The 21,010-nt window shown below is 49.5% G+C and carries 17 protein-coding genes; 3 read left to right on the top strand and 14 right to left on the bottom strand.

Annotation, left to right across the window (positions count from 1 at the left end; genetic code table 11):
• Positions 1 to 20: 20 nt before the first annotated feature.
• The 11 genes from FT643_RS00635 to FT643_RS00685 all read right to left on the bottom strand — a co-directional run bounded on the left by FT643_RS00635 (position 21) and on the right by FT643_RS00685 (position 14,654).
• On the bottom strand, positions 21 to 1,589 hold the full coding sequence (locus FT643_RS00635) for a hypothetical protein (RefSeq protein WP_156868757.1): 1,569 nt from the start codon (positions 1,587 to 1,589) through the stop codon (positions 21 to 23).
• Between the two features lie 148 nt (positions 1,590 to 1,737).
• Positions 1,738 to 2,502, bottom strand: a complete 765-nt coding sequence (locus FT643_RS00640) for an MlaA family lipoprotein (RefSeq protein ID WP_156868758.1) — start codon at positions 2,500 to 2,502, stop codon at positions 1,738 to 1,740.
• A gap of 71 nt (positions 2,503 to 2,573) precedes the next feature.
• Positions 2,574 to 3,227, bottom strand: coding sequence for an HvfX family Cu-binding RiPP maturation protein (locus FT643_RS00645; RefSeq protein ID WP_156868759.1), 654 nt, complete (start codon positions 3,225 to 3,227; stop codon positions 2,574 to 2,576).
• A 99-nt stretch (positions 3,228 to 3,326) separates the two neighbouring features.
• A complete protein-coding gene (locus tag FT643_RS00650) occupies positions 3,327 to 4,106 on the bottom strand; it encodes an HvfC family RiPP maturation protein (RefSeq protein ID WP_156868760.1) in 780 nt (259 codons plus the stop codon).
• A gap of 19 nt (positions 4,107 to 4,125) precedes the next feature.
• Entirely contained in the window at positions 4,126 to 5,010 is an 885-nt protein-coding gene (locus FT643_RS00655) for an HvfB family MNIO-type RiPP peptide maturase (protein ID WP_156868761.1), read from the bottom strand.
• Positions 5,011 to 5,013: 3 nt separating this feature from the next.
• Positions 5,014 to 5,382, bottom strand: coding sequence for an HvfA family oxazolone/thioamide-modified RiPP metallophore (locus FT643_RS00660; RefSeq protein WP_156868762.1), 369 nt, complete (start codon positions 5,380 to 5,382; stop codon positions 5,014 to 5,016).
• A gap of 313 nt (positions 5,383 to 5,695) precedes the next feature.
• Positions 5,696 to 6,835, bottom strand: a complete 1,140-nt coding sequence (locus tag FT643_RS00665; protein ID WP_156868763.1) for a beta-ketoacyl-ACP synthase III — start codon at positions 6,833 to 6,835, stop codon at positions 5,696 to 5,698.
• 41 nt (positions 6,836 to 6,876) lie between these two features.
• Positions 6,877 to 7,860, bottom strand: coding sequence for an alpha/beta fold hydrolase (locus tag FT643_RS00670; RefSeq protein ID WP_156868764.1), 984 nt, complete (start codon positions 7,858 to 7,860; stop codon positions 6,877 to 6,879).
• A 41-nt stretch (positions 7,861 to 7,901) separates the two neighbouring features.
• Positions 7,902 to 11,828: an ATP-dependent RNA helicase HrpA gene (hrpA, locus tag FT643_RS00675; protein WP_198043226.1), complete on the bottom strand. Its 3,927-nt coding sequence runs from the start codon at positions 11,826 to 11,828 to the stop codon at positions 7,902 to 7,904.
• A 110-nt stretch (positions 11,829 to 11,938) separates the two neighbouring features.
• Positions 11,939 to 13,603: an AMP-binding protein gene (locus tag FT643_RS00680; RefSeq protein ID WP_156868765.1), complete on the bottom strand. Its 1,665-nt coding sequence runs from the start codon at positions 13,601 to 13,603 to the stop codon at positions 11,939 to 11,941.
• A 223-nt stretch (positions 13,604 to 13,826) separates the two neighbouring features.
• Complete coding sequence (locus FT643_RS00685) at positions 13,827 to 14,654, bottom strand: DUF547 domain-containing protein (protein ID WP_156868766.1); 828 nt, start codon at positions 14,652 to 14,654, stop codon at positions 13,827 to 13,829.
• A 197-nt stretch (positions 14,655 to 14,851) separates the two neighbouring features.
• Here FT643_RS00685 and FT643_RS00690 point away from each other — a divergent pair, with 197 nt between their 5' ends.
• Together FT643_RS00690 and FT643_RS00695 are read left to right on the top strand one after the other, a co-directional pair.
• Positions 14,852 to 15,826 carry an alpha/beta hydrolase gene (locus FT643_RS00690; RefSeq protein WP_198043227.1) on the top strand — a complete coding sequence of 325 codons (975 nt, stop codon included), beginning with the start codon at positions 14,852 to 14,854 and terminating at the stop codon, positions 15,824 to 15,826.
• 94 nt (positions 15,827 to 15,920) lie between these two features.
• Positions 15,921 to 16,397, top strand: a complete 477-nt coding sequence (locus FT643_RS00695) for a MaoC/PaaZ C-terminal domain-containing protein (RefSeq protein WP_156868768.1) — start codon at positions 15,921 to 15,923, stop codon at positions 16,395 to 16,397.
• A gap of 104 nt (positions 16,398 to 16,501) precedes the next feature.
• On the opposite strand, the gene FT643_RS00700 is transcribed toward FT643_RS00695, so the two are convergent.
• From FT643_RS00700 to FT643_RS00710, 3 genes are all read right to left on the bottom strand, one after another.
• Positions 16,502 to 17,677, bottom strand: coding sequence for a vWA domain-containing protein (locus FT643_RS00700; protein ID WP_156868769.1), 1,176 nt, complete (start codon positions 17,675 to 17,677; stop codon positions 16,502 to 16,504).
• Positions 17,678 to 17,679: 2 nt separating this feature from the next.
• A complete protein-coding gene (locus FT643_RS00705; protein ID WP_156868770.1) occupies positions 17,680 to 18,522 on the bottom strand; it encodes an AAA family ATPase in 843 nt (280 codons plus the stop codon).
• Positions 18,523 to 18,742: 220 nt separating this feature from the next.
• Positions 18,743 to 19,753 (bottom strand): hypothetical protein, encoded by a 1,011-nt coding sequence (locus tag FT643_RS00710; protein ID WP_156868771.1) that lies wholly within the window; start codon positions 19,751 to 19,753, stop codon positions 18,743 to 18,745.
• Between the two features lie 263 nt (positions 19,754 to 20,016).
• Here FT643_RS00710 and cysK point away from each other — a divergent pair, with 263 nt between their 5' ends.
• On the top strand, positions 20,017 to 20,985 hold the full coding sequence (gene cysK / locus FT643_RS00715) for a cysteine synthase A (RefSeq protein WP_156868772.1): 969 nt from the start codon (positions 20,017 to 20,019) through the stop codon (positions 20,983 to 20,985).
• Positions 20,986 to 21,010 lie beyond the last annotated feature (25 nt).

Genomic DNA, 21,010 nt, shown 5'->3' on the forward strand with positions numbered 1-21,010 from the left:
TTTTCTTCGTACCGCAAAGGCTATTCGACGGCCCTAAGCGCCACCTGTTTTTCAGGGGCGATCTTCGTGACAATGCTTTCGAATGCTTTCAAATCTTCTGCAAATGCGGCTTGTGCGTCGAACACGAATTGTCTTACTTCTTCAGACACTTTAGGATCCGGCAACACCCGGTCATTAACGATGCCCATGCCGATTCGCATAAAAAAGTTATCCAGGCCTTCAAATGCCGACTTCAAAATCAGCTGGGATGACTGGCCCGGCGGCGATTGTTGAAACTGAACCCCCAGCAAAAAACCTTTACCCTCGTTCCCGTGACAAACCACACCGATGAACTCCTGAATAATTTCGGCAAGGCTTTTCGGCATAACCACATCAATCATCGCTGTCGGCATGAAACCCAGCGCTTTGCCCTGAACCCGGATATCCGGCACATCAGAAAGCTGCCCCACTAACTTAAAGCCATCTTTCTTCGAAAGAAATTGCACTTTCGCCCTGGCATTGTCGATATGGGTGACGACACCCAGGATAGACATCGTACTGTTCATATGAGCAGTCAAGTTCCAGGGTTTGTCATCAGCAATGGGATTTGCATCCAGCATCACCTCACCGCCTTTGACCGGAACAATCTTACCGTCTGCCACAAAAGCCTGAAAATTACCGCGCAACTTCTTACTGTCTAATTCAGCCGTCAACAGCTCCCCTCTTTCGTCGGTGAGACGAAAAGTTCCATTGAACAAGCGATCCATGCTCAACAGGTGCTTACCTATATGGGGATAGCTTTTCTTCATCTTCTCGGGATCTATCACAAATGAGGCTTTTAACTGACGATAGGGTTTATCGAGGTTGTGATAGACAACATCTTCTATTCTGCCGACTTTGGATAGTAGTTCCCACATTGCCGGAAAGGATGCCCATAGCGGAGCAATGATATCCACATCCTCAACGCCCAGATCAGGATTCATGGACAGCGCTTTATCACGATACTGCTGCGCCACAAATTGCTGGCCCTCACTCTGAAATTCAGGAGCGCCATTTACCATCACCTTTAAAGCTTCAACTGTAGCCATCTGCATCGCCGGCCACTGAATTTCACCTACACCCAGTTGCATTTCGTTTTGTAGGAGGTAATGATCACCCAAACTGCCCTTTATTTTTTTTGCCTGAACCCGGACCGACATGTCTCCCAGATTTGCTGTCTCACCCGTGGGATTGAGTCCGATGGCAGCAGCATCCGGGCCGACTTGGTACTGATTGCCTTTTCTGGCACCGTACACACGCAACTGGCGCCACTCCCCATCCGCCTCCGGTAACTGCTTATAAAAATCACCGAGGTTAAAGCTTTCCAGATTGCCCCACATGTCATCGATGAACGTTTGTGTCTGCGGATGGAATTCCAGACCGTTAAAGACTGTGTTCTGAAAGTCAGCCAGCTCCTTCATGCGTACCAATGCAAGCGCGCGGTCGCCGTTCCCGGCCAGCTCTACCTGAGCTTTCCAGCCACGATCAACCACTTCGGGCGGCGCTGCCCACGCGACCGTCACCACGAGTCCGATGATTGCGAAGGAGAATAGCTTGATGGCTAAATTCATAGAGATTCCCTTACTGTATTTATTATTGTGGGGAAGAAAAAGTGTACCGAAACCCTTCACAGGACAGAAGTAATCGCATCACCCAAGACGATTGCCCGGATGCAGCAGATAATGAGCAAACGCACCTCGCCAGGATAAGGGTTACCGGTCAGAACGTCTCATCCTCATTGCTATCTGCAGGGTCGTCTTCAAAATCATCAAACAGGAGATCGTCTTCCAGGAAATCGTCGGCTAAAGCCCCGTCGCTCACCAGAAAATCCCGACGCTGCAAGTACGCATCGCGGAAAAAAGTATACCGATCGCCCGCTACCAGCTTTTCTATATCGAGCAAACTTGCGCGTAAGTCCAATACATCCAGCGCAGTAATACTATATCCGGTAAGATCGTGATGGACAGCGCGATACGGCGACACATAATAATCCGGAACCATGCCGGACGTATCACGCACTGTATTAGGGCCGAATAACGGTAACACCAGATAAGGTCCGGACGGAACTCCCCAATACCCCAGCGTTTGGCCAAAGTCTTCATCATGCTTTTCCAGGCCGATACGCGAGCCAATATCGATGAACCCGAACAACCCCACCGTGGAATTCACCAAGAAACGGGTAGTATCCAGCCCTGCCTGTTTCAACTTAAGCTGCAATACACTGTTCGCTATGGTTTTTATTTCGCCCAGATTACTGAAAAAATTGGAGACCCCGTTTTGAAGCGGGTTAGGCATAATACGATCGTAGCCAGTGGCAGCCGGACGAAGGACATAAAAATCGAGGGTGTCATTGAAGGTAAAAACGGCCCGGTTATAGCCTTCCCACGGATCGCGGTCTTCCAGGCTCGCCGCCCAGACAGAACCACCGGCCACACTACAGAAGAACCACCCCAGAACCAATAAGCCTTTGTTTATTAAGCTCATTCTATAAACCCAACCTGACATGACAATTACGGATTCTAACCATTACTTATGTGAAGTGCAAAATCAAGATCTTAATCATCAGACCCCGCGCGAAACCGGTTACCAATCCAGTAGTCCAGGCTCACGAAGCGCCCCGCGCCGGTGAAAAACAAGCTCATCAGCATTATGAAGTAGGTAACCGAAAACTCGATACCATTATTCAAAACAACAAATGCCCCCTTTTCAGTCAACCAGTCATAATTACCATGCTCCCCGAGAATACCGCGAGCCGCTTCCAGCCTGTTAGACACTTCCATGCTGTTTTGCAGACTTTGCTCCGCGCCGGGAAAGCCGATCACCGCAAACACATTCGCAATACTGGAATCCGCATCGGAAGGTGCAATCGCAAACCAGCCATTATCCCAATGGGCAGACACAGCCGCCACCAGCATGGTAATCATTAACGGGATTACCGCCCACCGCACGGCAACTCCCGCCAGTAGCGCAAGCCCCCCGAGCAGCTCTGCAGACGTTGCCAGAAATGCCATTAGTTCGGGCATCGGTAATTCCAGCGAATAACGGAACCAATCGACGATATCACTAAAATGGTTCAGCTTATGCCATCCGACAGCGATAAAAATAGGAGCCAAATACAATCTGAAAGCCAGGGGCGCCAGAAAATCGAATACGTTGAAATGCTGCAAGCCGTCCTGCGCTTTATTAATCCAATTTACTGCCCGCGACATAACTTTTCCTATGCTGATTTACTTTTGAAGATAACGTTCGTGGCAATCTGAATACGCTATCTGGATGCGTTATCCGGCTTTATTTTTTGACGATATTGACTATCCGGTTACGGTCATCAACTCAGTACCCAACACAATTCCGCTTTGATACAGCTGACCAAGCGCCTCGCGCCCGCCATCCAAAACCAGCTGCTCATCCGGGTGTTGCATTTCTTCAATGATCTGCCGGACAGCCTGCTCGCCGGTAAACGTTTTCTGCTCCTCAAGCACCATCAACAGACGCGCAGTGACGCCGTTGACTTCCATGAAGCGTACTTCGCATTGCTGGTCGCGATACACTATTAAAAACGTGCCTGGGGGCACAGGCTCGAGTGGTACATATTGCGGACCGATGCGATGAACCGGAAACTGATAATGCAGGACATGGGCTAACGGCGAAACAAACGGGCGAGCGTGCATCAGGTTACCACCTGGATTAAAGCCGGTACTGGGGAATTCTGTAACATCCACATCAACCGCGAGTTCAATCCACTCATAATGTGCCAGCTCAAACATAAACGGCAAATCGTCAGCGGCTGGTGCTCTTTGCTCTTGCAAATACGTCAAAAATTCCTGGCTGATTTCAAGAAAATACGGGGACTGGCAATAATATCCGGATATGAAGCCTCGCACCAAACAGTGCCACTTTTCATCATTGGTTAGGCTACGTAGTACCGGAAATGCACCGCTGATAAAGCTTTCAATATTGTTATAGACCAACTCCCGGTAGACCTTCATGCGGCGATCCTCGACATCCGTAGGCGCTGGCGTACGTTCAGGATCACGAAGGTGAGCTGCAAATTTTGTTTGCAGGTTAAACAATGAGTCTGGTCTGGTCATGGTAATACTATTTCGTTGATTAAGTAGTGCGTACTGGTACGCGTTGTTCCCTAGGAATAGCTTGTGGATTATCGGCTTGGTGCTGTGATTGAATACTGCGTATTCGCTCTACTTCCCTGACCAGCACGTCCATTGCAGGAATGTTAAAATCCCTTTCCAGCAGCGTCGGCTTCACACCAAAAATTTGATACGCCTTTTCCAGAAGATTCCAGACCGGATCAATAACATCCGCCCCGTGCGTATCCACAATCAGATCGTCAGCTTCATTGTAATGTCCGGCCACATGCATATAAACAATGTGTTCACCCGGCATTTGATGAAGAAAAGATTCTGCGTCGTAACCGTGATTGATGCTGTTTACATAAATATTATTCACGTCCAACAATAAACCACAGCCGGAACGACTTATCACCGATTTCAAAAACTCGAACTCCTGCATCTCCTGCCCTGGAGCCGCATAATAGGATACGTTTTCGATAACCAGTGGCCGTTTCAGAATATCCTGAACCTGATGAATTCGCGACACCACATGAGTCACCGCTTGCTCAGTAAACGGTATTGGCATCAAGTCGTAAAGGTGCCCTTGATCGCTGCAATAACTGAGGTGCTCACTGTATGTATCGATATTATAACGATCCAGAAACGTCTTGATATTAGAAACCAGATTAGTATCGATTGGTGACGGACCACCCAGCGACAATGACAGTCCGTGGGTAACAAAGGGAACTGCTTCGGCTATCAAACCAAATTGCTTTCCAAAGCGCCCGCCAACATCTATCCAGTTTTCCGGTGCCACTTCCATGAAATCCACAGCAGCGAGAGTTTCGTCGTTCAATGCATTGAGCATTGAACGACGCAGCCCTAACCCTGCACCTTGAACGGATGGTGGGGTTACAGTTGACATACCTTATTTACCACACTTGCCTTCGCCGCACTTGCCTTCGCCTTTGGCCTTACTTTCTCCACAGCTTCCTTCTTTCATACCTTTATCTTTTTTGTCGCCGCACTTACCTTCGCCGCATTTGCCTTCATGTTTGGCTTTCTTGTCGCCGCATTTGCCTTCGCCACACTTACCTTCGCCCTTTGCTTTTTCACCTTCCTCATGGTGAGCTGCCAGCATGTAGCCCGACGGAAGCTCGGATGTCGCAAACGGGTTTTGCGCTGCACTAACCGGAGTCGATACCAATGCAGATGCCACTAAAGCTGCACCAACACCGGCGGTTAGCGAATTTAATGAATTGAACTTAGAGTTGAACTTAGAGTTGAACTTGGCCATGTAATTTTCTCCTTGCCTTTCTATTCAGGTTTTATAAATCCGGGTAACTACCCGGGAAATCAGCGTAAAACTGGCTTGAACATCAGCTACTGCTGTTTAGTGTGACTAAGCTGAACGGTTAATGTTTCAGCCATGGTTCATCTTTTTCACTTAACTGGTCTGCTTTGTAACAATATTGCTGAACCCACAGTACCGCGCAATCTTAACAGAATTATCACAGCCGCCCCGGTCTACGCTGCTAAACGCAAAAAGCCGCAACCTGAGTTGCGGCTTTCACGGTATTCCAGGAGCGGCCCGAACCCCATGTTTTAGATCAAAGCCTTTTTACAATTACACTTCCCGCCGAGTAACCCGCGCCGAAAGAGCAGATGACACCGATAGCGCCCACTGCCATATCCTGGCGATGTTTGTGGAAGGCAATCACGGAGCCTGCAGAGCTGGTGTTGGCATACTCATTGAGAATGACCGGTGCTTCTTCGATACTCGCGTCGCGACCCAATACTTTCTTGGAAATCAGCAAGTTCATGCTCAAGTTGGCTTGATGTAACCACATCCGTTTGAGCTCATTCACCTCAATTGACTCGTCTGCTAGGTGACTGACAATCATTTCCGCCACCATGGGTACGACTTCTTTAAACACTTTACGCCCGTTCTGTCGAAACAGTTTATCACGCGCCCCCACCCCGGTTTCGTCACACCGGTTAAGGAAACCAAAATTATTGCGGATGTTATTGGAAAACTGGGTTTGCAGGCGACTACCGAGAATTTCCCAGTTTTGCTCACTTTTACTTGTTTCCAGACTTTCTACGACAATCGCAGTACACACATCACCGAAAATAAAATGGCAGTCCCGATCTTCCCAGGCCAAATGCCCTGAGCAGATTTCCGGATTCACCACCAAGACGGCCCGTGCAGAACCGGATAGAACCGCGTCCTTGGCCGTCTGCATACCGAATGTGGCTGACGAGCAAGCCACATTCATATCAAAGCCAAACCCCTTGATACCCAGTGCATCTTGAACTTCAATTGCCATCGCCGGATACGCACGCTGCATATTGGAACACGCCACAATAACCGCATCAATTTCATCAGCGGATTTATTGGCCTGCGCCAATGCCTCTTTGCAGGCAGCAATCGCGATCTCACACTGAACGGATTGCTCCTCGTCACTGCGCTCGGCAATACGGGGATGCAGCCGGGCCGGGTCCAACACACCGGATTTATTCATTACATAACGACTTTCAATACCCGACGCCTTATAAATAAATTCTTCGCTGGAATAGGTTAATGGCTCCAGCTCCCCGGCTTCGATCGCATGCTGATTCTCTGAATTAAAGAGATCTACGTATTGATTGAAGGAAGCGACTAACTCGCGGTTAGAAATGGTTTCCTCTGGTGTGTATAACCCGGTTCCACTAACCACAACCACTTGTGATGGTATTGATTTTGTCATTTTTATTAGCCTACATAGTATTTTTTTGGTCAATATATCAGTTATTTACCACTTGCGGCAGATTGATCTGAGTTTTGAGGATTTGAATTGCTGCCAATCTGCGCTTCCTGGCGTAATCGGTCCATTTCGGACATCCAGTTTACCATGAACGGAAAGTGATCATGCACTGCATCCGGGTGTGTGAGCATTCCGACGTGTGAATAATCGTGTTTATTTCCGTTGCCCTCACCTAATACAACTAGACGACCATTGTGCTGGCCCACCTCCAGCATAAACCCCTTCACGTCGTCCGGACTCGAAAATGCCAGATCACTGGCCGATGCAAAATACAAAGCGGGCGGGTAGTCTAGGCCCTCACTCAGCGCTTTGCCGTAATCAAAATCATCTGACGGATCGACCCAAGGCTGCCCGTTAAGCCAACTCATACTTTCCTGCTGCATATCGTTGAATTCGTTTTCAGCGCCAATTCGCAGACTTCGTCCGGGTATATAGCCCTTGAACCGGGCAAACATTCCCCCCAGCCAACCCCACAATCCGTCCACCCAGATCAGGCGCGACCAATTACGGTCGACGGCTACCCGCCGTGTGCCAAAATAAACTAGCCCATTGATGGACGAGCGATAGGAAGGATAGCGGGCAAGAAAGCTACTGGCTAAGACACCACCCCAGGCGTGGCCAACCCAATACGATGGAAAGGCTCCCTTTAGGTTGAAGATGGTTTCTACGATAGCAGGTATGTCCTGGCTGACAGCATCCTTTACGCGGTACCGAGCCCAGCCGCTCACCGGAGGCCAGGAACGGCCTTTCCCCCTCAGATCAGGAATAAAGACGTCGTATCCCTGCTCCGCTAGAAAGTGCGCCAAACCCCGGCCCTGGCGCGAATAAAACACGGTGCCGTCCTCAAGCAAGCCATGCAGCAATAAAATGGCGGGGGCATCCGGACTGTCCGAAAGGCGTCGCAGATGCAGCTGCTGTCCACCGGATAAAGGCACCATCAGAGATTGTTCTATTTGTCGTGAAGACATGGGAGGCTCCTTTTTGGCGTCCTGATTCCCTGGTTCTTTCCTCAAAGGGCGACTTTCTGCCACATCTTTTGTAGTCGCTTATAAGATACAGGATAAGAGGTCTTTACGCCCTGGGCAAATACTGAAACGCGATATTCTTCCAATGCCCAGCGCCATTCTTCCAGTGCCGCGTCGACAACTGACTCCTTGCGGTGTTTCTGCTGCCGCTCTTCGTACTGTTCCCACAGGCTTTCAATTTCGTCAATTAGCTGCCGGTCTCGCTCGATTTTACCTTGCAAACGCTTCCAGCGGACCTGGATAGCCTCAAGATAACGCGGATACTGTTGCAAAGGATCCAGCCCTCTATTTTGTATCCAGTTCTGGGGAAAGAGCTGAGATAATTGAAATTCAATATCCCGCTTGGTGGCTACCCGGGCCGGTGAGGAATCACCGGACAGCATAGTCACAACAATATGGTGCTGCTCCAGTATCAGCGCGATCAGGTCACTCATTTCGGTGGCGGCAGAAGCCAATAGCGTGTTGCCACTCTGTAGACGTGCCTTAAAATCCGATTCGGTACGTGGCAACGGTTTGTGGGCAACAAATGCTTGAAAAAATGACGCTTCGACCAAACCCTCGGTGAGTGATTTTTTATCACCGAAAGCACTGTATTTGATGACTGCGGATTCTGCCAATCCATGCTGCTTCTTTAAATATCGAACTTGCTTGGGCAACGCCAGCAAACATAATCTCAATATTCCTTTTTTCATGGTCAGCTCGGCGGCATATTGGGTATCAAGCAATTCGAGACTGACACCATCCTGACGATCCGTTAAAGCAGGATACGCCTTTACAACACTGCTGCCTTGCTTTAGCTCATAGACTTCGGGAATATCGCCAAAGGCCCAATGATCATAATGTTGCTGATCAATAGAGGATTGTGTCAACAGCTTCAAAGACTGGTGGAACTGCCCCTGAAGTTCCATTTTAATCTGACGAATATCGCGCCCTTCACGCAGCAGCTCGCCTTGTTCGTTCACCACCTGCAGGTTGGCCCGGAGATGCAACGGTAGTGCATTTTCATCCCAGCTGGTTATACTGATATCGATCGCTTTTCTTTGGCGAAGATAATCCGCTAACTGCAACAGCAAGGAGCGCCCCCTGTCCGGCTGTGTTGCAAGAAAAGCATCTGCAAAATCGGGGGCCGGAACAAAATGTTTGCGCAGGGTTTTTGGTAAACTTTTGATTAACGCTATACATTTTTCTTTTTCGAGCCCCGGTACTAACCACTCGAGTTTTTCATCTTCGATCTGGTTAATCAGCGTGACCGGAACCAGGATGTTAAGCCCGTCCTGATTTCTCCCCGGCTCGAACTGATAATCAATTTCAATTTTTCCACCTTCCACATCTACTTCATCAGGGAACTCAAGCTCGGACACATCATCGTTATTGGATGCGAGCAATTGAGCCCGATCCAGATATAGCACGCGGGGATTTTCGTGCTCCGCTTTTTTACGCCATTTTTCAAAACTTTTTCCATTGACGATGTGGGCAGGCACTATCTGGTCGAATAGCGCATAAAGGCTCAGCTCGTCGATCAGAATATCCCTGCGCCGGGACTTTTGCTCCAGGTATTCCAGATCGTTTATCAACGCCTGATTATGGCGGGCATAGGGAGCGCGGGTTTCGTAGTCCCCCGCCACCAACGCATTCTGAATAAAGAGTTCGCGGCTGAGCAGAGGGTCGATGGCTGCGTAATTCACCGCTTTCCGGGGCGTCAGGATCAAACCGAACAAACTGGTTTGTTCATACGCTATCGCTGATCCACGCTTCTTCTCCCAATGGGGCTCGAAATAGCTTTTCTTAAGCAACCCGGCACCGATTTGTTCGGCCCACTCGGGTTCTATTTTTGCCACGGTACGGCCGTATACTTTTTGCGTCTCGACAATTTCGGCGCACATTATCCACTTTGGTTTACGCCGGCTTAATCCCGAGCCCGGAAAAATACTCAGCGAGCGGTTACGGGTAGCCATGTAGCCTTTTTGGTCATCTTTCACTGCTATATGGCTCAATAGGCCGGTCAGGATCGCCTTATGAATTTCTTCGTAGCGTGCGCCTTCTTTATTTTCAGTCCAGCCTAGCTGATTGCAGGCTTGCTTCAGCTGGCGATACACATCCTGCCATTCCCGCATCCGTAAATAACTCAAAAAACGCGTCATCAGCCACTTCCGATAACGGGCATTGGTTAATGCCGCTTTTTGTTCTTCACATTCCCGCCAGATTTGGTTAAAAGTAAGAAAATCGGAATCCGGCTGTCGAAAACGATTGAGTGATTCGTCCGCTGCAGCCTGCCGCTCGTGGGGCCGCTGCCACGGCTCCTGCACGCTCATTCCACTGGCGATCACCAAAACTTCCTGCAGACAGTGCAAATCGTTAGCGGCCACCAGCATACGGGCAATACGCGGGTCCACCGGAAACTTCAGCAGATCAAACCCGAGAGCGGTAATGCGACGATTGCGATCGACGGCACCCAACTCGTCCAGCAAACGGTAACCATCATTAATGAGTCGCTGATCCGGGGGGTCGATAAAAGGAAAGCGGGCAAGTTCTCCCAGCTTTAGCCCCTGCATTTGCAAAATCACCGAGGACAGATTGGTGCGCAGCACTTCTGCTTCCGTAAACTCAGGGCGGTTCAGAAAATCCTGCTCCGAGTAGAGCCGGTAACAAACACCCGCAGCAACCCGCCCGCACCGACCCGCACGCTGGTTCGCACTGGCCTGAGAAATGGGTTCGATCGGCAGTCGCTGTACCTTGGTACGAAAACTGTATCGGCTAATGCGGGCAACGCCGGTGTCAATCACATAACCAATGCCCGGTACTGTTACCGATGTTTCCGCCACATTGGTCGATAAAACAATTCTCCGGCCGGAATGGGATTGGAATACGCGATTTTGCTCTGCGTTACTGAGGCGGGAATACAACGGCATGATTTCCAGAAAACTGCCAACGTGCCGCCGCAAATAGTCTGCCACCTGGCGAATGTCGCGTTCACTGGCCAGAAACACCAGAATATCCCCACAACCGAGAGTCTTAGGCTGTTCGCGTTGCCGTTGCAGAATGTCTTTAACCGCCTGCAAAATCCCGCTTTCCATCCGGCTTTCTTCATCAGCAACCGTGTCCTCGTCCGTCTCTTCAACGTTATCCAGCGGCCGATACACCAATTCCACCGGATAGGTACGCCCGGACACTTCGATTACCGGCGCATTATGGAAATACGATGCAAAACGCATGTGGTCGATCGTGGCGGAGGTGATCACCACTTTCAGATCCGGTCGTTTGGGAAGGAGCTGCTTCAAATAACCCAGCAGAAAATCAATATTCAGCGTACGTTCGTGGGCTTCATCTATAATAATTGCACTGTATTGACTCAGAAAACGGTCATGGTTGATTTCAGCCAGCAAAATACCGTCGGTCATCAATTTGATGATACTGGTATCGGCAACCCGATCCTGGAAACGGATTTTAAAACCAACTGCTTCACCCAAAGGTGAGCTCAGTTCGTCTGCGATGCGCTGGGATACGGTTCTCGCTGCCAGACGACGAGGTTGGGTATGGCCGATAAAACCATATTGACCCAACCCGGCCTGCATACACAGTTTGGGAATTTGTGTGGTTTTACCGGAGCCGGTCTCGCCGGCGATAATGACTACCTGATTGTCGCGGATGGCGGTGACTATCTCTTCGGCCCTGGCCGACACCGGCAGGCTTTCCGGATAGGACCACGGTGGAACCGATTGTTTTCTTTTTTTCGCGAGGGAGACCGATGCGGCCACTTGGCCTGTGAGACGTTGCCATTGCCCCGCCACATCCTGCCCTCGGGATAGGCTCTGCTCTATTTTTCTGACATGGCGCAATAAGTGATGACGATCCCGGAGCATGCAGTGATCAAGCTGCTTGCGGAGATCTTGCAATTGAGTGGGCGTCGTCACGCTAAGAACCTCAGAACCTCTTTACTTTGCAGACGGTATTCTGCAATTGGAATAAAAAAGGGGCCGTTGTAGCTGGGCCCCTTACTCTGGATCTGAATGTTACGCTGAGATTATTGTCCGCGCAATTCCCGACGCAATATTTTGCCTACATTGGTTTTCGGTAAATCGGTACGAAATTCAACGTAACGCGGAATTTTGTACCCCGTCAGATGTTTACGACAATGGGCTATGACGTCTTCTGATGTAAGATTAGGATCGCTTTTCACCACGAACAGTTTCACCGCCTCGCCACTCTTATCGTCCGGCACGCCCACGGCTGCACACTCGACCACCGCTGGATGTTTGCTTGCCTCATCCTCTACTTCATTAGGGTATACATTAAATCCGGACACCAGGATCATGTCTTTTTTACGATCCACTATGCGCAGATAACCATCTTCCTGTAGGAGGGCGATATCCCCCGTTTTCAGCCATTCACCATCTTCAGTCATGGTTTCCTTGGTGGCTTCTTCGCGCTGCCAATACCCCTTCATTACCTGGGGACCGCGAACGCAAAGCTCACCACTTTCGCCCAATGGCAATTCGTTTTCTTCTTCATCTACGATTTTCACATCGGTTCCCGGTACAGGAATTCCGATTGTGCCAACCTGAATCGCATAGGGTGGGTTCAATGAAACCACCGGCGACGTTTCTGTCATTCCAAAGCCTTCAGCAACGGTGCATCCCGTCATCTGCTCCCACTTTTCGGCTACACTACGCTGCATTGCCATACCACCGGCAATGGTGAGTTTTAATGAACTGAAATCCAGTTTCTTGAATTCGGCATTATTCATTAACCCCACAAATAAGGTGTTAAGTCCGGACAAAGTCGTGAAGCGGTGTTGCCCCATTTCTTTCACGAATCCGGGAATATCACGAGGATTGGTAATCAGGACGTTGAGGGCACCGTACGTCATCAATCCCAAACAATTAACAGTGAAGGAAAAAATATGGTAAAGCGGTAGCGGCGTGATAGCGACTTCCTGACCCGGCCGCAGCGTACGCAGGGAAAGATCCATTTGCAGCATATTCGCAACCAGGTTTCTATGGGTCAGCATTGCGCCTTTTGCTACTCCCGTGGTGCCCCCCGTATATTGCAATACAGCCACATCATCCAAGGATGGATTGGCATCTTCTTTGTAGGTCGCAGAGCCACCGAGGCTCATGGCTTTGGTAAATGAAACCGCCCCTTTGATTTTGAAATCCGGCACCATTTTCTTGATGTGCTTAATCACAAAATTCATCAATACCCGCTTTATCATCGGCTGCATATCAGCAACCTGGGTAATAATGACATGCTTGATACCGGTCTTTGGTAATACATCGGCAACCGCATCACCAAAGTTCGCCAATACCACTAACGCCTTGCATCCGGCGTCATTGAACTGGTGCTCCATTTCCCGGGTGGTGTACATCGGGTTGGTATTCACCACAATGAGACCGGCTCGCATAGCGCCAAAAGTCACAATGGGATATTGAATCAGATTCGGCATCTGCACTGCAATGCGATCGCCTGGCTTCAGATCCGTATGATTCTGCAGGTAGGCTGCGAAATCCGCGCTAAGCTTATCCAGCTCGCCGTAGGTAATGGTAACGCCCATGTTATGGAAAGCCGGTCGGTCTGCGTATTTCTTACAGGCCGAATCAAACACATCCAACACACTTTCATAGTCGCCAAAATCGATTTCAGAAGAAACACCTTGGGGATAAATATCTAACCAAATTCTATCAACCATTGTAGTTACCCAATCCGGATGAATTTTTTTGTGAATGATTATTCTTGCTGAAGCACCTGAACACCGGACCGTTACTGCAAATCCACTTTGCTGTTAAGACGATGGCCGGGGGAAATAACGCCATTGCTTTTCAGAATGAAACCCTGCACTTATTGCAAGCGCGCAGAAGGTTACCAGTTTTGCTGCTTAGAGACCAGTCAATACAAGGCCTGTCAGGGTTTAATCAGGGCGAGTTTAAGCGCCAATCGTAATGGTATGTCACAGATGACTCATGACTGTCCAGTCTGGCTCTAAGTCCTGAATTTGCATAGCGCCTGAGATGATTTTTTAACGCGCTCAGGGAGCCGCCAAAATCAGTTTGGTACCAATCGTAAATGGAAGATAGCACCAAACTGTCGCCCTCAAAGCGGACCCCCCTGGGGTGATTTATATAGTGCCGACTGCCCTGCTCCAGCAATTGCTCCATATTATCTGCCGTGTAAGCCTGCGGAGCCAGATTGGGGCAGCCTAAACTGGCACAATTAACCGCATAATGAATGCGCGGATCTTTCCAGATTGGCCGCAGTATGCGGTGCTCTATATCATTGAGGCTGATCCGATCGCCATCCACCTCAATCAGCTTTTCATCCCAGGGGCCAAAAGAAAACCAGCCGAAACGGATCTTACGTATACTCTCCACCGGGTAATGGTCCAACACCAATTTTACTGTCAGAGCATTATATAAGTTTATCCAATAGGCCTTTTGCACCGCTCGACTATAGGTGGCCGGCGTCCGTGTCACCAGATATTCAATGTATTCCTGTAGCTGTTGTTGATCCTGTTTACGGACCGACTGATAGTCAAAAAGCGTGACCAACGGATTTCCTGACTGCTTGAGATAACGATCCAGTAACACTTGCCAGCGGGAATGATCGATCGTCGCCGATGATTGCGGGTCGCTGCTTTGCCATTTTTTCCACAGCTTGGCGTCGGGTGCCGCCAGGCATCCGTTCGCAATACACCATATGAACAGTACCACTACGCCATACCGGACGGTGTGAATTCGAGTCATTCCTTGGTTCCTATCGTCTATTATAAATATTAACCCCGAGGCGCACTTGTTATAACCAGTAGGACGATCCGGTAGTCCCCTGCATGAGCAGCCTGTAGCGGACCTCCCTTTCCGGCGCGCATCAGTATACAATGGCACCTGCACGGGCTAACGACCAAGCCTTTACCCGCACTCCAGTACTTGACCCGGAGATATTCATGATTGCCGAGAAGCACCTTCTCACCGCCACAGACAGTCATAAAATATTTGTTCGCAAATGGAGCAATCCAGACCAGCCCCCAGTTGCAGCGATCCATATCAATCACGGTATGGCAGAACACAGCCAACGTTATCAGCCCATCGCAGAGATTCTGCTGGAGGCCGGCTTTGTTGTCTATGCCCATGATCACCGGGGTCACGGGCATTCTATCCCGCCAGGGGGGCTAGTTGGACATTATGCTGACCGCAATGGCTGGGATCTGGTGGTATCGGATGTCCACACGGTGAATCAATTCATCCGCCAAGAAAATCCCGAAATTCCGACCATCTTGCTCGGGCACAGCATGGGATCCTTCATTGCTCAAGCCTATTGCCTGAAACACGGTGACACAGTGGATGCCGTGATATTATCCGGTTCCGCTTACTCAACTCCCCGCTCGTTACAGCCACCCAAGTTACTCATCAAATTGGAGAAATTACGCGGAGGCGATAAAGGCCGCAGCGAGCTGATTGACCGGCAAGCATTTTCCAAATTTAACCGGCAATTCGGCAAACCCCGAACCGACGCAGATTGGCTGACACGGGACGTTGAAGAAGTGGATAGATATATGCTGGACCCCCTGTGCGGCTTTCTGTGTACCAATAAAATGTGGGAAGATTTTGTGGGCGGTCTGGAAACCATAAGCCGTTCCAGCAGCCTGCGTCGAATCCCTAATCACTTGCCCTTCTACCTTACATCCGGTGAGCGCGACCCCATCAGCTTCCGCACGACTCAGCATGGAGTAGCGAAACTAGCAAACCACCTTAAAAGTGGCGGCCAGACCGATGTGACATTTAAGCTTTACAAGGACGGCCGCCATGAAATTCTGAATGAAATAAACCGGCGGGAAGTAGTGCAAGACATCATATACTGGATAAATTCAAGGTTAAGGGAATCCATTCATTCAAAAAAGCCTGAAGCAGCATTGGCATAGGCCACGCTCTCTTAAACTCAGTTACATTTAAACGCTATCTACCGAATCCTTAGCTCGATAAACTTTTTGATCGCTGGATAAGGGAGAGCATGCCATGCCTATTTTAGAAAACATTCCATTCGATCAGCTCGAAATCGGAATGACTGCCGAATATACAAAACAAATACTCGAAGAAGACATCAAACTATTTGCCATTCTCTCGGGTGATACCAATCCTCTGCACCTTGATCCTGAATACGCAAAAACCACGCAATTTGGTGGCTGCATTGCCCATGGCGCTATATGTGCCGTCATCATTAGTGCCGCCGTTGCCACCACCATTCCCGGCCCCGGCAGCATCTATTTCGGCCAGGAAATGCGTTTTAAAAAACCGGTTCGGCCTGGGGATACGTTGACAGCTCACCTCACCTTGACTGAGAAAAAGCGTCGCGGAAACTTTGTGTTGATTGCCAATGAAATTAAAAATCAGCACGGTGAAACGGTATTCGTAGGCGTATCCACTGTGGTGGCCCCCACTGAGAAACTCGTCATTGAACAAGCCGTACTGCCTGAAATAGAAATCAAAGAATAACGGTTTAGACACTAAAAACGAAAAAAAGCAGACCTATGTATCATAGAGCTGCTTCTTTCGGCTTCGCGTTCTACAGAATTTACCAGCAGGCCAGGCTGTATTAATCACTTAGCCAGATAACGCATACTTTCTTCCAGCCCTTTCAATGTCAACGGATACATCCTGTCTTCCATAAGGCGTTTTGTCCAGGTAACCGACGTGGTGTATTCCCAGGTATTTTCCGGCTCCGGATTCAACCAAATCACTTTTTCAAAGTAATCCGTCAAGCGGGTTAGCCATTTTTCCCCGGCTTCCTCATTCCAGTGCTCCACACTGCCCCCAACAGAACTGATTTCGTAGGGAGACATGGTTGCATCCCCGACAAAAATCACCCGGTAATCGCTGCTGTATTTATGCAGAATATCCCAGGTCGATGTGCGGTCGGTCCAGCGCCTTGCGTTATCTTTCCAAACCCCTTCATATATAAAGTTATGGAAATAAAAATACTCCATGTGTTTGAACTCAGTGCGAGCAGCGGAGAACAACTCCTCACAGGAGCGAACATAGGGGTCCATTGATCCGCCCACATCGAAAAAGAGTAAAACCTTCACTCCGTTTCGGCGCTCGGGCACCATTTTAATATCAAGAAATCCGGCGTTACGGGCTGTACTGTCGATGGTATCGTCAATATCCAGCTGATCAGGCATCCCACTACGGGTAAACTTACGTAAGCGACGTAAAGCCATCTTAATGTTACGCACGCCCAAATCAACCGAATCGTCCAGATTACGATACTGGCGTTTTTCCCAGACTTTTATCGCTTTGCCAGTCCGTCCCGGTCCCGCCATGCGGAATCCAGCCGGATTCTGACCATACGCGCCAAACGGGGATGTTCCGCCGGTGCCAATCATTTTATTACCGCCCTGATGACGCTTTTTCTGCTCTTCCAGGCGCTTCTTGAACTCCTCCATGAGCTTATCAAGATCGCCTAACTCCTTGAGCTTTTCGTACTCTTCTTTGCTCAGGTTTTTTTCAATTTCTTTGCGCAGCCAATCGTCCGGTATCAAGTTTTCAAACAATTCATCCAGCACTTCCAGCCCTTCAAAATACTTTTTGAAAGCCTGGTCGAATTTATCAAAGTGCTTTTCGTCCTTGACCAATACCGTTCGGGACAGGTAATAAAACTGATCCATGTCTGCATAAATGACACCTTGTTCCAGCGCCGACAACAAGTCCAGGTATTCCCGAATACTGACCGGGACTTTGCCTTCATGCAGTTCAAAGAAAAAATCGATTAACATGCTTAGCTCTCACGACGGTGCATGAATGCCAAACGCTCCAGCAAATGAACATCCTGCTCGTTTTTGACCAAGGCGCCATAAAGTGGCGGTATCGCACTTTTGGTGTCACGGTTACGCAATATGTCTTCGGGGATATCGTCGGCCAACAATAATTTCAGCCAATCGATCAATTCTGACGTGGATGGTTTCTTTTTCAGGCCCGGCACCTTGCGCACGTCAAAAAACACCTCCATCGCTTCTTTTAGCAACGTTTTTTTAATGCCGGGAAAATGCACTTCCACGATCTGTTCCATGGTCGGCTTATCGGGGAAATCAATATAATGGAAAAAACAGCGACGCAAGAAAGCATCCGGCAGTTCTTTTTCGTTGTTACTGGTGATGATGACGATAGGCCGTATAGTGGCTTTTATGGTTTCTTGCGTTTCATACACATAGAATTCCATCTTATCCAGTTCTTGCAGCAAATCATTGGGGAACTCGATATCTGCCTTGTCCACCTCATCGATTAGCAATACAACCTGTTCACCGGATTCAAAGGCTTCCCACAATTTACCTTTTTTAATGTAATTTTTGATGTCATGGACTTTATCATTGCCCAACTGAGAATCGCGTAACCGGGATACTGCATCGTATTCGTATAAACCCTGGTGTGCTTTGGTGGTGGATTTAATGTGCCACTGCAGCAGCCGCATGCCCAACCCTTCCGCGACTTGTTCTGCCAGCATGGTTTTACCGGTGCCGGGTTCACCTTTAATCAATAATGGGCGCTGTAACTGGATCGCTGCATTCACCGCTAGTTTAAGATCGTCGGTGGCAACGTACTGATCGGTACCTTGAAATTGCATAGTCTTCGCCTTGAACCATTTTAATTTGGCGACATTATAAACCAAATCCACTTCTCTTGTAGACGTCATGAAGGCCATTAATGTGCCCCGGAGTCTTACCCCGGAAGTCTGATTCCCACTCTATCCACAGAGGAAGGGGTTGAAAATGGCCATACCGGACACATAGGCGGCACAATCGATCAACCCTGGCTGACTATATTTTCAATATATTGAATTCTGATCAGAATTCAGGAGTGCCTAACTGAACCACCCCTCCGATGACCGAAACCTCTTCCGGATTTTTCGGCTTGGCGGCATAGGGACTAACCTCTTCCTGAACGAGTACAGCAGCAGATGCTGCGACCGGCTCTGGCTGTTCTACCGTGGCAACGTGTTGCTGCAACCCCGCTTGTTGCACCTGATGGCGGATTGCGGATACCTGCGAGAGCAGATTCTGCCGACAAGCCGACGCGTTATACTGGGCATCCGTCACCTGCTGTTCATAGGCCACGCCACTGGCAACGGCAGACCTTACTAATTCGGCTGCCTGACGATCAGCGAGCTGCAGCTGTTCACTCACCTGCTCCAGAACCCGTTTGGTGGCCTGCAACTTTCCGCTATCCTCCATCGGGCTCTGCAGTAGCTTTTCAGCTACAGAACAGCTGTCCATAACGCGCTTGAAGCCCGCTAGCGTGCGCTCCGTTTCCAGAGCCACACGGCTTCGTTTTACTTTCGCTAACGAAATTTTCTCCACCAGCTGGTCGCAACGCCGAAACTGCACACCGAGCGAACCTACCCGCAAAACCGTGGGGGTTACTGCAAGTGCCTGCTGGCTCATGGTTTCATACTCATTGAATTTTGTCTGGGCCTGGGTCAGCGCGCCTTGGTCCAAGGCCATGCGGACCTCCCCGCAGCGATCCAGACTCGCTTGGGCCAACGTCATAGCTTCCAGTCTGGCAATATTATCCTCTACCAGACTGCAGCGCCGGGCTTCCCGCTGGATGTAACTATTGTCCTGAACCACCTGCGCCGCGATCGTCTTGGCGCGCTCCAGATGCGATAAATATTGTGCAAAATGCTCGCGCGCAGCAGACGCGTCCGTTCTACTCACTTTCGATGCCTGATTGCAATACTCCAGGCCCGCTCTGAACACCTGATCAGCTACCACATCCGCGGCGTCATTCTGTCCAGCAGTGACGGTGGTTGCCGCACACAGACCACTGCAAAAAGCGGCCAACATCCAATATTTCATAAGTCCCTCACATCCCGACGGTCATTTAACATCTTTATAAAAGGCTAGCAGTGAACCTCCTCGGCAGTGGGATGAAAGTTTGAACAGCCCCACAATAAAACGGGCACTAAGTGGCACTTCCGGGCAATAAATTGGTCAATGTGAACACTGCCACAATGGCTCTGTGAACTGGGTTGCCGCATTGAAAATGCATAACAAGGGAGTAGAATCCTTCACTGCACAACCTTTTCGCGTTGGGATTTTTCATTAACTGGATATTTACAATGACTAAAATATACGAAGACAATTCTTTCACCATTGGTAATACCCCCTTAGTTCGATTGAAAAATCTAACGCCACATACGGTGTTAGCGAAAATTGAAAGCCGTAATCCGGCGTTTTCTGTCAAGTGCCGCATCGGCGCTAATATGGTTTGGCAAGCAGAAAGTGACGGCTTGTTAAAACCAGGCATGGAGTTGGTCGAACCCACCAGCGGAAATACCGGTATCGCTTTGGCCTATGTCTGCGCCGCACGCGGCTATAAATTAACGCTGACCATGCCGCAGACAATGAGTCTGGAACGGCGCAAGGTACTCAAGGCGCTGGGCGCTAATCTGGTGCTAACAGAAGGTCCGAAAGGCATGAAAGGAGCGATCGCCAAAGCGGCCGAAATTGTGGAACAAAGCGGCGGTAAAACGATTATGCTGCAACAATTCGAAAATCCGGCAAATCCCGGTATCCATGAAAAAACCACCGGCCCCGAAATCTGGGAAGACACGGACGGCGCAGTGGATATTTTCGTAGCCGGTGTCGGCACCGGAGGCACACTCACCGGCGTTAGCCGATATATAAAACACACCAAACAGAAACCCATTCAATCCATCGCAGTAGAGCCAGTGGATTCTCCGGTAATAAGCCAGACATTGGCGGGGGAAGAATTGAATTTCGGGCCTCATAAAATACAAGGTATCGGTGCCGGGTTTGTGCCCGAGAATCTGGACCTGAAAATGGTAGACGGGGTTGAACAGGTGAGCAATGACGATGCCATCAAATACGCCCGCCTGCTGATGGAAAAGGAAGGCATACTTGCGGGTATTTCCTGCGGTGCTGCCGTTTGTGCCGCCATCCGGAGAGCAGACAGACCCGAAAATAAAGGCAAAACCACTGTGGTCATTCTGCCGGATTCCGGCGAACGCTACTTAACGTCGGTGTTATTCGAAGGTGTATTCAGCGACAACGAGAGCGTGCAATAGTAAACGCGCGATGCCCCCTCTGGCG

Origin of the sequence: Ketobacter sp. MCCC 1A13808, from assembly GCF_009746715.1 — a bacterium.
In the GTDB taxonomy this organism is placed as follows: Bacteria; Pseudomonadota; Gammaproteobacteria; order Pseudomonadales; family Ketobacteraceae; genus Ketobacter.

Coding starts and splice junctions, on each gene's coding strand:
- FT643_RS00645 (WP_156868759.1), bottom strand. CDS start 3,227: ATGTCGCGGGCAGTAAATTGGATTAATAAAGCGCAGGACGGCTTGCAG.
- FT643_RS00700 (WP_156868769.1), bottom strand. CDS start 17,677: ATGTTAATCGATTTTTTCTTTGAACTGCATGAAGGCAAAGTCCCGGTC.
- FT643_RS00685 (WP_156868766.1), bottom strand. CDS start 14,654: ATGACTCGAATTCACACCGTCCGGTATGGCGTAGTGGTACTGTTCATA.
- FT643_RS00710 (WP_156868771.1), bottom strand. CDS start 19,753: ATGAAATATTGGATGTTGGCCGCTTTTTGCAGTGGTCTGTGTGCGGCA.
- FT643_RS00680 (WP_156868765.1), bottom strand. CDS start 13,603: ATGGTTGATAGAATTTGGTTAGATATTTATCCCCAAGGTGTTTCTTCT.
- cysK (WP_156868772.1), top strand. CDS start 20,017: ATGACTAAAATATACGAAGACAATTCTTTCACCATTGGTAATACCCCC.
- FT643_RS00705 (WP_156868770.1), bottom strand. CDS start 18,522: ATGCAATTTCAAGGTACCGATCAGTACGTTGCCACCGACGATCTTAAA.
- FT643_RS00670 (WP_156868764.1), bottom strand. CDS start 7,860: ATGTCTTCACGACAAATAGAACAATCTCTGATGGTGCCTTTATCCGGT.
- FT643_RS00690 (WP_198043227.1), top strand. CDS start 14,852: ATGATTGCCGAGAAGCACCTTCTCACCGCCACAGACAGTCATAAAATA.
- FT643_RS00650 (WP_156868760.1), bottom strand. CDS start 4,106: ATGACCAGACCAGACTCATTGTTTAACCTGCAAACAAAATTTGCAGCT.
- FT643_RS00695 (WP_156868768.1), top strand. CDS start 15,921: ATGCCTATTTTAGAAAACATTCCATTCGATCAGCTCGAAATCGGAATG.
- FT643_RS00635 (WP_156868757.1), bottom strand. CDS start 1,589: ATGAATTTAGCCATCAAGCTATTCTCCTTCGCAATCATCGGACTCGTG.
- FT643_RS00640 (WP_156868758.1), bottom strand. CDS start 2,502: ATGAGCTTAATAAACAAAGGCTTATTGGTTCTGGGGTGGTTCTTCTGT.
- FT643_RS00655 (WP_156868761.1), bottom strand. CDS start 5,010: ATGTCAACTGTAACCCCACCATCCGTTCAAGGTGCAGGGTTAGGGCTG.
- FT643_RS00665 (WP_156868763.1), bottom strand. CDS start 6,835: ATGACAAAATCAATACCATCACAAGTGGTTGTGGTTAGTGGAACCGGG.
- FT643_RS00660 (WP_156868762.1), bottom strand. CDS start 5,382: ATGGCCAAGTTCAACTCTAAGTTCAACTCTAAGTTCAATTCATTAAAT.